The organism is Paenibacillus marchantiophytorum (assembly GCF_014640555.1).
GTDB classification, from domain to species: Bacteria; Bacillota; Bacilli; order Paenibacillales; family NBRC-103111; genus Paenibacillus_E; species Paenibacillus_E marchantiophytorum.
The window spans coordinates 1-12,371 of sequence record NZ_BMHE01000091.1 but is presented as its reverse complement, the minus strand read 5'-3'; the positions used below and the strand labels follow the sequence as shown (position 1 = coordinate 12,371).

Below are 12,371 nucleotides of genomic sequence, written 5' to 3'. Positions count from 1 at the left end.
CAGCGTTTAACCAGCGTTATATTACGCAAGAAATTTAATCGCAATACCGAAGGTTACCTCAATGATTTAGAGCAAAAATGGGATTTATTGAACGGTTAGTTAATTATACTGTCGTAGAAAAAAAAAGCAAAGGAGTTAAGCGCTTACAGGTGCTTAACTCCTTTGCTTTTTGCGTCTACGGCCGCTTTCTTCAACAAATTATGGGCAAGCGAAAGCCACCCGACCTCCAGACCTACATTGGGTAAGCCTTGAAGCAGGATTCTTTTGAATCCTCGGTTGTTCTTGATGTCACCAAATACAGGCTCCGGTTCAATCATCCGCCTGACTGCTAACGCATCGCCTTCTTCGCTGCGAAGTTTTTCTCGTGCCTGATTCTTTAAGCGTAAATACTTTAAACTTACTTTAACTTCGCGATTCCCCTGAGCTTTGGTACACTGCGATTTTAGTGGACAGCCTTCACAACGTGCTGTATTTGACAATAGCTTCGGTTTCATTTCGCTCTGAGGGATGAGACAGCGTGTATGTGATCTTCCTTCATTCGCATGAAGGCGAGGGAGCGAATCTTTACGGAGCGTACGCACCGCCTTCTTCAGTGGCTTGTCCTTTGGTTTTTCTTGCAGCTTTTCTTCCAGTTGTTTAACGGCATTCTCCAGCTTTTCACTCGTTATCTTCGAAGTTTCGCCTAATTCGCACAGATCCCCGCCGCCATGTGCTTTCTGAACTTTTCTTTAAGCTTGGCTTTATGCTTTACGACAGCTTTGCCCCAAACAAACGTATACCGATTCGCAATGGCTTCGGTTTTGGTCCGCCTCCCATTTAACCAAAGAACAGTTTCTTTTTGTTTACAAAAAATGAGAGGGTGTCCCCAGTCATTTCTATGAATTATGGGACACCCTCTTCTCATTGGCGTCCACCGCAGACTTCTTTGCTGCGAAGGTTTCCGGTCCCCAAAGGCATCGAACGAACTGTACGATGCTTATCGACGAGAAAATGGCTACTTCGGCGAATTAATGAACTGGATTGGCGTTATCGAGCAGATTTTAGGCGGAAAGGTGGTCGTTTGTTAGTAATAGAGCTTCTGGGATTCATTAGATTTTCAGAAGGAGCGATTTTGAGCGAATAGAGGGTATTGAGTTCGTAAAAGGTCTTGGGCTTGTCCCAAGATTCATTGACTTGAGACCTTAGTCACAGGCTAGGTTCTTCTCATTGGCATCCACCACAGACTTCTTTGCTGCGAAGGTTTCCGGTCCCCAAAGACATCTAACGAACTGTACGATGCTTATCGACGAGAAAATGGCTACTTAGGCGAATTAATGAACTGGATTGGCGTTATCGAGCAGATTTTAGGCGGAAAGGTGGTCATTTGTCAGTAATAGAGCTTCTGGGATTCATTAGATTTTCAGAAGGAGCGATTTTGAGCGAATAGAGGGTATTGAGTTCGTAAGGAGTCTTGGGCTTGTCCCAAGATTCATTGACTTGAGAAGGGTGTCCCATGAGCCTATGGGACACCCTCTTCAAGTCCCTCGGCACAACCCTCCAATTCGAGCACCATATAGTGCCCTTTTATAGATTCTCACAATTAAAAAGTTGCCCAAAACCACCAATGGAATAATTTGAATATTTTACTAAATGTGATATCATATTAGTATCATTATTTTCTATAAAGAAAGGAATAACATAAATGATTAGTCAGTTAAAGGACATCTTGGCGACAAAACGTGTTCAGCGGTGGGCCGAGCGCCCCAACCATCAGTTAACGATCGGATTGGTTCGTCATTCAGCTCGCACAATCTGGACTTCGGGACAGAGCAGCGTGGTTGATGCCTCGCACTTCCTTTATGAGATTGGCTCGATTTCCAAAACCATCACTGGCCTCCTATTAGCCATCGGCGAGCAGAATGGCGTCTGGCATCGTTCTGATCCGCTGTCTGATTTCGTTCCCGAATGGTCCACAAATCCATTTGCCAGTCAGACATCCTTGCTGCAACTAGCGACTCACACGGCAGGTCTTCCAAGATTGCCTACAAATTTGAAAAGCTCCATCATAAATAAAATGAATCCTTATGCGAACTACAAAGACGATGATTTATTCAGCGCTGTTTCAGCGGAAAGTGCCAAGAATTCCATCAAACACAGCTACTCCAATTATGGGTTTGGCTTATTAGGATGGCTGCTTGCCCGACGGTTGGGCGTTAGCTTGGATGCCGCTTTGCAAGAATTGGTTTTTAAACCTCTCGGCATGGTCGATACCGCATTAGTACTCCCGGAAAATCATCGCGGGCACCTGCTGCCCGTCTTCAATGCCAAGGGGAAATCTGTACCGCATTGGGATTTTCAGGATACGGTAGCCGGGGCGGGTGCCGTGCGGTCGACGGTGTCAGATATGCTAACTTACGTAGAGGCTCACTGGAAGGACCTCGCTCCTCCCTTTCCAGCTGCATTAGAGGAATGCAGGAAAGCGCAGCACGACATCCTCAAAAGCAGGGGAATCGGCATTGGTTTGGGCTGGATGTTCTACAGAGAGAAGGATGGTTCCACAACGCACTGGCACAATGGAGGAACGTACGGATCGAGTAGTTTCGCAGCGTTCAATCGCGATAAACAGATCGGATTAATCATTTTATCCAATAACGGTGGTGATATTTGGGGTCAGCTTGCCCCCCTGATCGGTATCCGCAAAATGTCTGTTGATTCGCTTGCTGCCCTGCTTACAAAGAAGCTGTTCACAGCCGAATTTAGCTAAGGAGCGCATTGATTGGATGCCTAATCCGCCTCCATATGTCAAACAACCACAGCTAGGGACTTGGGAATAAGTCCTTAGCTGCGGCTTTTATCATCACTTTGTAAATTTGACTACCCTTTAAGTCCAGTCGTGCTGATACCATCAACCATATATTTCTGAAATCCGGCAAAGACGAGTACGACAGGCACAAGCGATAGGACCGACATTGCGAATAAGGCGCCCCAATCGGTTTGCATGGTCGGGTCGGAGAAGTTTTTGAGCGCTAGGGCGACCGTAGCCAGCTTGGGGGAATTGAGATACAACAATGGACTGAAAAAGTCATCCCATGTCCAGTAAAACTTGAAAATCGCCACGGTAATGATCGGAGAAATGAGCAGCGGAAGAAGAATACGCGCCAAAATGCCAAATAGTCCGCAGCCATCAATTTTGGCCGACTCGTCGAGCTCTTTGGGAATCCCGCGCAGAAATTGAATCAGCAGGAAAATAAAGAAGGCCCCGCCAAAGAAGGAGGGTATGATCAAAGGCTTAAACGTGTTGATCCAACCCAACTTCTGGAACAAAATATATTGCGGGATTGTCAATACTTCGCTGGGCAGCATCATCGTCGTCATCATGCAGGCGAACCAGATGGCCGCTCCGCGAAACCGAATACGCGCAAAACCATAGGCCGTCAAAACGGATGAAATCACCGTTCCGATCACGGATAAAATTGTCACAATCAGCGAATTTTTGAAAAATACTGCAAACGAGATGCCCGCGAATCCTTTAAATCCGTTCGAATAATTATCCAATTTGAAGGTGGAAGGGATTAATTGGTGCGCATGGACGAAGATTTCACTCGTATCTTTCAGCGAGCTTGACACCATCCATAACAGAGGGTACATCATAACCAGGGCAAAACCTGCGGTAAAGGTATGCAGCAGAATCATATGCAAGATTTGTCTTTGTTTGGATATCATGCCGCCTAGTCTCCCCTCGATTCATAGTGCACCCAATTACGTGATGTCGCGAACAATGCCGCCGTGAAACAAGCAATCACCGCCAGCAGCACCCATGCCATAGCAGAGCCATAGCCCATTTCATAATAACGAAATGACTTCTCATACAAATACAACGCATAGAACAGTGTTTTATCGAACGGTCCGCCCCCAGTTACAAGCATGCCCTCCGTAAAAACCTTAAAGCCATTAATAATTCCCATGACTAAATTAAAGAAGATCACCGGTGTTAGCAGCGGCAATGTGATCCAGCGGAATTTCTGCCAAGCTCCTGCCCCGTCAACGGTAACAGCCTCGTACAGTTCCTTGGGCACCTGCTTCAAGCCAGCCAAAAAGATCAGCATGGCGGAACCGAACTGCCATACGGCAAGTAGAACTAGCGAGAAAATCGCCGTCGTGGGATGCGTGATCCATGAAGTTTGGAAGGATTGTCCGGTCACTGCAGACAGCAGCGAATTGACTGCGCCTTGCGCGCCGAACAGTTGACGCCACATAACGGCCACAGCGACGCTGCCGCCAATTAATGTAGGCAAATAGAAGGCCGAGCGAAACAAACCCGTCAGCTTCAAACGTGTATTCAGCAAGATCGCGACAACGAGTGCGAATAACAGCCGCAGCGGAACCGCAATGAACACGAACAGGAGTGTGGCAGTCACTGACTTCCAATAACGCGGATCACCTGTGAACATTTCTTTGAAATTATCTAATCCAACCCATTCCGGCGGCGATAAAATATCATATTTGGTAAATGCGAGCGCAAGCGAAACGATCATCGGTGCGACGGAGAACAGGATGAATCCTATGAGCCACGGCGAAATGAACGCATAGCCCGCCGCATTGCGATAATCCCGCAGCTTCTTTCCTCGCGTTGGTTGCGCCATGCCAAGTTTCCCCCCCTCTTTCCTTCAGCGAACAGCGGGGAGGAAGACAAGCCTCCTCCCGCACAGTGTTCGACAGCTGTTATTTCCCTTTGGCCAGAATTGCGCCTGCTTCTTTGCGGAATCGCTTGGCGCCTTCTTCCGGCGTCGTTTTCTCGAATAAAATTTCGTCACTGATATTTTTGAACACCTTGGTTACTTCGGCTCCAGCAGCTGGTTCCGGTGCATCAATCGCAGACGCATATTTCTCTACGTTCGTTAAATAAGCTACGACGCGTTTTTGTGTTTCCGTGAAGGTATCTTGGATACCTTGAATCACTTTAGGATTATAAGGCATACCGAAGTAAGCGTTGAGTGATTTGGCAGCTTCGATATTATTCGTATAGAAATCAATAAAGAGCGCGGCTTCCTTAGGATGCTTCGACGATTTGGCAATGGAATGGAAGAAGGATGGCTTAATGTACATCCCCTTGCCGTCGCCCGGATACATGGCTAAGCCGACATTCTTTTTCAGCTGTTTTTCCATAATATCGACGTGATTGCTCCAATAAGAGAATCCGCCGAAAGCCGTCTGTCCCTTCGTAAAAGGACCATCCTCCAAGCTTTTCACTTCCAACTCCGTGCCGAGCGGTGTAACGAGTCCATCCTTCTGCCAGCGAAGCTGCTGTTTAAAGAAGTCGATGAAGAGCTGATCGTCGTCATACCCGAGCGCATCCTGTCCTTTGTTGAAAAGTGACTTGTCATGCTGGCGAAGCCAGACGCTGAAATGCGACTGCGCTAAGTGGGTATCACCGAAGATGCCGAGCTTATCCTTGATCGTGCGCAAATCCTTCTCGTACTGTTCCCATGTATAATTGTCTGCCGGCGGTTTGACCCCTGCTTTCTCAAGCAGTTCCGGATTATAGAACATGACCAGCGCATTGTTCCCTATGTTGATGCCGTATTGTTTGTCATTGAAACGACCGCCGGCATTATGGATGGGGTTGACGCCTTCCAGATTAATCGTTTTGTCCTTCAAATAGTCATCCAATGGGAGAAGCAAATTTTTGCCGACGAAATTCGTAATTTTGGAGTAATCCATCCGGATCACATCAGGCAAATTATTCGAAGCGGCGAGCACGCTCATTTTATCCCAATACGCATCGCCTGCATAATATTCAGCCTCTACCTTAATGTTCGGGTAGGCCTTCTGGAACAGCTGCACGACAGCGTTATTCCTGTCAACGGTCAGCTGCGAACCAGCCCAATACGTCATGCGCAGTGTAACCGGATCTTTGGATACCGGAGCTGTCGTGGCGGCTGCCGTTGCAGCGCTTGTCGCAGCTGGCGCATTGGAAGTAGTACCGCTTGAGCAGCCTGCCAACGCCAACACAGTGCTCAAGGCAACTGTTAAACCTGTTATTCTTGCTTTTGCCATGTTTAATCCCCATCCCTTTTAGGTATTCGTAAGTTTCACTTCTTCCAAAGCTCTCTGCGCCAACCCGTTGACCACGATGTCGTCCATCGGCGGATTGTGAAGTCCTGCCCGCACGTCGCGGTACATCCGCTCCAATGGCAGGCTGCGCGATAAACTTGCAGCACCGACGATACGCATCGCTGTATCTACAATCGAGATGGCCTGATTCGTGGCCACATGCTTGGCCAAGCCCAGCTCCGCCTTCAGCGCTTTGCGCCGCTCAGGTTCACTGTCCCAGCGATCGGCAACCGAGTATAGAACCGTGCGCGCCGTCACAAGCGCGATTTCCATTTCACCGATTTGACGCCGAATATTCGGCAGTTCAGCGATCGGTGTGGTCAAACTGTTCGGTCGATAGTGCTGCGCGAAGTTAATCGCAAAGCTTCTGGCCGCATGCGCAATCCCGATATAACAAGCGGGAATATGCAATAGCCAGCCGCCTTCGTCAGGTGTGCGCTCCTCGCGCGGTGCTCCCGAACGATGAACCAACTGATCATCAGGCACGAATACGTCTTCTAGCACTACATCATGACTCCCCGTAGCGCGCATGCCAAGCGTGTTCCACGTTTCTTCCACACGCACGCCAGATTCGGCACGCACATAAAACTCCCCGGTCTCCTCCGTGCCTTCAATTGCTGCCGAAACGGTAAAACAAGTGAGGATCGGGCTCAGTGTACTGTAGGTTTTGCGTCCACTCAGCAGCCATCCGCCCTCTGTGGCAACGGCCTTCGTCTCCGGTCTTCCTCCCCGGCTCGGACTGCCTGTTGCCCGCTCCGTCGCCAAATGATTAACCAGCGCGCCGGTTTCCACCGACTCACGGCAAAAACGTGCATACAACGTTTCCGGCCAAGCATGCGTAAAGCGCAGCTGATGCAGCAAACCTACATGCCAACCCACCGCAAGCGCCGTCGAGCCATCGCCTCGCGCGAGCCGTTCCTGGGCAAGCACCAATTCGTACAGCGACGCTTCCTCTCCGCCATAAGCACGCGGCACGGTCAACTGCAAGTAACCTGCCTCGCGAAGATCCGCGAAATTGGCGAACGGAAAGCTTCCCTCTGTATCATGCTGCGCCGAACGCTCCGCGAAGCGAATAGCTAATCGATCGGACCGCTGCGCAAGCTCTGCCTCGCGCTCATTCCGAATAAATGCATCTGATCTTACGTCCGTAGTCATCTCTTTCTCTCCTCTACCTATAAACATATGAGAATACTAGGAATTAAACCGAGTATATACCTGAATCATCCAAACCAACATAGAAAAAACCGATACGTTTTTTGTGAAAATCCGAGAGAGCTCTCAGGCCCTCAGCGCGACTTGCCCGCCAGACTCTTCCTGTATTCGAGCGGCGAAAGGCCTGTAAACTTCTTGAACACGTTGCCGAAATACTGCTGATCGCCGCCAAATCCCGAGCGTTCGGCGATCTCATACATCTTGCTTTCGGTCTCTGTAGCAATTAATTCCTTCGCCCGCTCGATTCGCAAACGCGTCAAATACAGCGAAAACTTTTCATTCGTTTCCTTGCGAAACAAGCGACCCAAATACTCTGCGTTCATGAACAGGTGATGCTGTCCAAGCCATTGCAGCGATAATTCTTCATGCGCCAAATAATAGGCGATCAGCCGCTTCATCCGCATGACGACTGCCGTGCCCTTATGCGTCGAGGAATCCTCGAAGCGCTGCGCCGTGATCTCCAACTCGCCAGCGATGCAGTGCTCAATGTCGCCAAGCGTCGGCAAACTAAGCAGCTGCGCTGTCTTGCTCAGCAGTTCCTCCGGCGGCGTATCCTTGAGCATCGCTGTCATCAACTGAAGGCACAGGCTTAGCGACGTGTGCCGATCACAGCGGGCGGCGGCCAGCGCCTGGAAGAACGCGGCCAACTCCTGCCGCGCTCCCTCGATGTCGCCGACGCGCAAGGCGGCGGCGACCAGCTCGCCGCGAGCCGCCTCGGGCGCAGCGACAGCCGCGCGCGCCGGCTCAGCCAGCTCGCTCGTGGCGATGCGCCCGGCGCCGAGATAGAAGACGCGCGCGGCATAAGCCTGCGCGTCTTTGTACAGGCGCGCGAGCGCCTCAGGCGGTCCAGCATCGCTGACCGCCACCGTCAGCCGCAGCCCGGGGCAGCGGCTCAGCAGCTCGTCGCGCAGCAGCTGCGCAGCGGCTACGGCCGGGGCAAGACCGCCGTCCGCGACGGACGCCAGCAGCCGGTTCCCGGCTACGGCGCTCTGTCCGAACGGCCGGTCCGCCCCGCTCTGCGCGGCAGCCACCTCGCGGACGCGCAGTTCTTGGCAAGCCGTGGCCGTCTCCCACTGCACGAAGATAAGCCGCAGCTTGAGGTCGAGCTGCTTCGCCTGCTGCAGATGCTCTGCGGTTTCCGGCGCCAAGGCCAAGGGCTCCTCGAGCAGCAGAGCAAGCAGCGGCTCGCGCTCCGTCAGCCGCGCTTCGTCTGCTTGACGCGCGGCAGTGAGCAGCTTGTCACGGCGACGCGCCTCGTCCAGCTCGCGGATGATTTCGCTGAGCGCCCGCTCAATCTCTTGCTCATCGCATGGCTTGAGCAAATAGTGTTTGACGCCGTGATTCATGGCCCGCACGGCAAGGTCGAATTCATCATAACCAGAAAGAACCGCGAACTGCGTGTCTGGCAGATGTTCTTTGGTTCGACGAATCAATTCCAAACCGTCAATCCGCGGCATTTTGATATCCGTTAGTACAATGTCTGGCCGCAGCTCTTCGATTTGTTCCCAGGCTTGAAGCCCATCTGCCGCTGTTCCAATCAACGTTAACCCAAGACGTTCCCAATCAACCGTTCTGGCAATCGCCTCGCGGATAATTCTCTCGTCATCAACAAGTAAGATCTTATAGGCGTTCATCGCTGTTCCTCCTGTTTCCCTTGACTTTCGTTCCTGGCGGGTTCGGCAAGATCGGCACCTCAATGCGAATAACCGCACCTCGCTGGCGTCCTTGCTCAATCCGGATACCGTATGTATCTCCGAACCACAATTGAATCCGATCATGGATATTGGATAAGCCAATTCCGGTGCTGTCCGATACAGGCTCATCTGCTGCTGATTCATCACGATCAAGGGGGTTAGCCATGCCCGGTCCTTTATCCTGTATAATCAGTGCCAAACGATCTGCTTCCAGCTCTGCCGTCAGCGTAATCTCGCATCGCCCTGTTGCTGCATCGACACCATACTTCATGCAATTCTCCACCACTGGCTGCAGAATCAACCACGGCAGATGAAGGCTAAGCAGCTCCTCCGGTATGTCCATTTGGTAACTAAGCCGCTCTTCAAAACGAAACTGCTGAATCGTAACATAATTGCGTAAATGAGCCAATTCCTCGCGCAAGGTTACAAATTCCTTTTGCCTAATTGTGCTGCGCAGCATATCGCCGAGTGCCTTGACCATCCGGGCCAGATCTCCATGACCGTAGCCCTTCGCCATCCAGTGAATTGAATCGAGTGTATTGTACAGAAAATGCGGGTTCACCTTAGCCTTGAGCGCCTCATATTCCGCTTCCTTGAGTTGAATTTGTTTCACATAATTTTCCTTGATTAACGCATCCAGGCGCTCTGTCATTTTATCAAAATTGCGATTTAAAATACTTAATTCGTCCCTGTTTACTGGGTAAAAAGGCTCGCCGATTTCAAAATTCCCCTTCTCTACCAGTGAAATACGCTGTGTCAGCGCTTCTAACGGTCGGGTCATACTAAGTGAAAAGCGCATACCAAGCCAGAGCAGCACAACAGCAAGCAGTACGTATAAACCAAGCAGCACATTTTTCATCATATTCACGTGACTGAAGACGGCATCATAGGAGATAAAGTGGATGAATGTCCAGCCTGTATAAGCAAGCGTAAATTGCGCTGCCAAATAGCTTTTGCCGTTTAATGAAACGACATTGGAGTCACCCCTGCGCGCGACTGGCAGTGGCAAGTCGTGGTTGCTCGTGAACAGCAATCGGTCGCCAGAAGTTATCATCAGCTCAGAATCATAGTTGCCATGCCGCTGACTTGAGGCGTACACAACCTTGGGCGCTTCGACGCCGATCATCAGCGTGCCGAGCCGTTCCAGGCTCAATTCCGCAATTTCGCGGATGTCCCTGACAGCGTAGAAAGTTTCCTGCTGCTCTTCCCCGCCGACCCACACGCTAGCCCCTCCCCAGACATGTCCAAGATTCTGAAACCGCTCCTTGTTGCCATCGTTAATGCTGGCCGCGTTCACCCCTGCACTCAGCAAGTTGCCGGTTGCATCGAGAATCGTAATCGACGAGACAGAGAAATCCGACTGGTGATACGTCAGCAGTTTACGCTTCAACTTGTTGGCAGCCTCAAAAGCCTCATAGGTTGCCGGAGATATCTTCATCGTCTTCAAATCGGCTTGCACTTCCGGATCGGAGAAGATCGAGAGCGACAGCTTATCGATTTCCCGCAGCTTCTCTTCCATCCGCTCGGAAAATAAATAAAATTTGTCGGAAGCTTCCCGATAAATAATTTGCTCATACAGCTTATGCGACTGCTGCACAAACAGCCAGGCCAGCCCGCTTGAGGCAATTACACCTGCCAGGATAAATACAAAAAGCTTATGTTTAATTTTCAAATGCTGCATTAGCGTCATTCGTTCCTCACCCAACCTGATTATATCATCGATCCGCATCGGCGTCTGTGCCCTCCATCTTGCCGATGGACACCGTACAACCATAAGTAAAGCGGCTTCGCCGCCCTAAGGAATGAGCCTCTTAAGAGCGACAAATCTTTTTAACGGAACTGTAGGACTCTATTTTGGCAAATAGTAGGGAAGCAAGGGTGATCGCGGAACTACAGGGTCTTATTTGTGCAAAAAGAGCTGAGTTTCCTTGGCAAACAGCAAAATAGCGCCCTGTAGTTCCCCCAACCTCGCGATAATGACACTTTTGGCTAGAATAGCGGACTGGAGTTCCCTCTGTTCGCACAAGGCGGCTGGAGTAACTCCGCGCTCACTCCAAAACATATAAACTCTTATATATTGAGAAAACCTCTATCGAGGCCATTCAAAGATGAGCGACCGCGTTTAGAGGTAGGTTTTATCGCCAAATAGAAAGACGTTTTCGGGAACCGAAAACTTATATTTTCTATTGTGGTAAGAAAAAAGGCTTCGCCGCCCTAAGGAATGAGCCTCTTACGAGCGACAAATCTTTTTAACGGAACTGTAGGACTCTATTTTGGCAAATAGTAGGGAAGCAAGGGTGATCGCGGAACTACAGGGTCTTATTTGTGCAAAAAGAGCTGAGTTTACTTGGCAAACAGCAAAATAGTCGAGTAGGCGGGGCCTTTCCATCTTGGATTGTGCCCCTTACCCCTCACAGATCCGTACGTGCCCAATTAAGGCATACGGCTCTTCACGCTACCTTACAGAGTTGCTTTTCTTTGCAAATAGATTCACAGTTATGTGCGGTTTCGGAAATGGGTTTCGGGTCATGAACTTCGCGAACTTTTCCTCCGTGAAGCTTATCTTCTGACTCCTTCGGTTTCTCCACTTCAGTACCAGTCTTTTGACTGCTCTTAGGTAGGATGTGATCCCTTTTATGTTGTCCGACACACCATAGTAATTGTAATGTCCAACTAATTTACTTCGTAGGGTTCCCATGAATTCCGCTTCTGCCTTGTGTCGGTTGCTCCGAATCCATGCCTTGATGTCCTTTACTTTCGCCCTAAATTTCTTTGCGCTCGTTTTCCTCATGAGTCTCGAGCGCCCATTCTTCCCTTTGCCCCAGTAATGCGTAAACCCTAGGAAGTCGAAAGGTTTCTGGTTTCCTTAAACCTACCTCTTTGCATGCCACTTCTGACTGCCTTCCGAATCGGATAATTTTCGTCTTCTCTTCTGCGATCTCTAACCCAAACGTTTTCAGCCTTACAACCAATGCCTCATAGAATCGCTTCGCATCCTTTTCCTGTTCAAAGCAACACACGAAATCATCCGCGTAACGCACCATTTCAGCCTTTCCTACACATTCTCTTTTTACTGTCATCTCGAACCATAGATCAAGTGTGTAGTGCAGATAAATGTTGGATAAGATCGGCGAAATGATTCCCCCTTGCGGTGTTCCTTCATCCGTAGGCTTCAACTCTCCGTCCTCCTGAATTCCTGCTTTTAAGAACTTCTTAATCAGTCTTAAGAGATTAGGGTCAGCTAGACGATGCGCCAGAAATTTCATCATCCACTCATGATCCATGTGATTGAAAAAGCCGCGAATATCTGCGTCTACCACATAGCGTATGGGTTCTTTCATGATGATCCGGTCGAGCGCCCTAATGGCATCA

At 50.0% G+C, this 12,371-nt stretch carries 8 protein-coding genes and 1 pseudogene; 1 reads left to right on the top strand and 8 read right to left on the bottom strand.

Annotation, left to right across the window (positions count from 1 at the left end):
• Positions 1-143: 143 nt before the first annotated feature.
• Positions 144-805 (bottom strand): annotated as a pseudogene (locus IEY34_RS38215) (transposase); the annotation flags it as partial.
• A gap of 876 nt (positions 806-1,681) precedes the next feature.
• Between IEY34_RS38215 and IEY34_RS35425 the strand changes: the two are divergent.
• Positions 1,682-2,743, top strand: coding sequence for a serine hydrolase domain-containing protein (locus IEY34_RS35425; RefSeq protein ID WP_189020870.1), 1,062 nt, complete (start codon positions 1,682-1,684; stop codon positions 2,741-2,743).
• 110 nt (positions 2,744-2,853) lie between these two features.
• Here the strand turns inward: IEY34_RS35425 and IEY34_RS35420 are convergent, their stop codons facing one another.
• From IEY34_RS35420 to IEY34_RS35385, 7 genes are all read right to left on the bottom strand, one after another.
• Positions 2,854-3,702 carry a carbohydrate ABC transporter permease gene (locus IEY34_RS35420; protein WP_189020868.1) on the bottom strand — a complete coding sequence of 283 codons (849 nt, stop codon included), beginning with the start codon at positions 3,700-3,702 and terminating at the stop codon, positions 2,854-2,856.
• A gap of 5 nt (positions 3,703-3,707) precedes the next feature.
• Positions 3,708-4,622 (bottom strand): carbohydrate ABC transporter permease, encoded by a 915-nt coding sequence (locus tag IEY34_RS35415; RefSeq protein ID WP_189020866.1) that lies wholly within the window; start codon positions 4,620-4,622, stop codon positions 3,708-3,710.
• A gap of 79 nt (positions 4,623-4,701) precedes the next feature.
• Positions 4,702-6,036 carry an ABC transporter substrate-binding protein gene (locus IEY34_RS35410; RefSeq protein WP_189020864.1) on the bottom strand — a complete coding sequence of 445 codons (1,335 nt, stop codon included), beginning with the start codon at positions 6,034-6,036 and terminating at the stop codon, positions 4,702-4,704.
• A gap of 18 nt (positions 6,037-6,054) precedes the next feature.
• Positions 6,055-7,248 carry an acyl-CoA dehydrogenase family protein gene (locus tag IEY34_RS35405; RefSeq protein WP_189020862.1) on the bottom strand — a complete coding sequence of 398 codons (1,194 nt, stop codon included), beginning with the start codon at positions 7,246-7,248 and terminating at the stop codon, positions 6,055-6,057.
• Positions 7,249-7,379: 131 nt separating this feature from the next.
• A complete protein-coding gene (locus IEY34_RS35400; protein ID WP_189020860.1) occupies positions 7,380-8,939 on the bottom strand; it encodes a response regulator transcription factor in 1,560 nt (519 codons plus the stop codon).
• A complete protein-coding gene (locus IEY34_RS35395; protein WP_189020858.1) occupies positions 8,926-10,728 on the bottom strand; it encodes a sensor histidine kinase in 1,803 nt (600 codons plus the stop codon). The genes IEY34_RS35400 and IEY34_RS35395 overlap by 14 nt, the downstream gene beginning before the upstream one ends.
• Positions 10,729-11,761: 1,033 nt before the next feature.
• Positions 11,762-12,371: reverse transcriptase domain-containing protein (locus IEY34_RS35385; RefSeq protein WP_268240226.1), on the bottom strand; the 610-nt coding region annotated here is incomplete at its 5' end.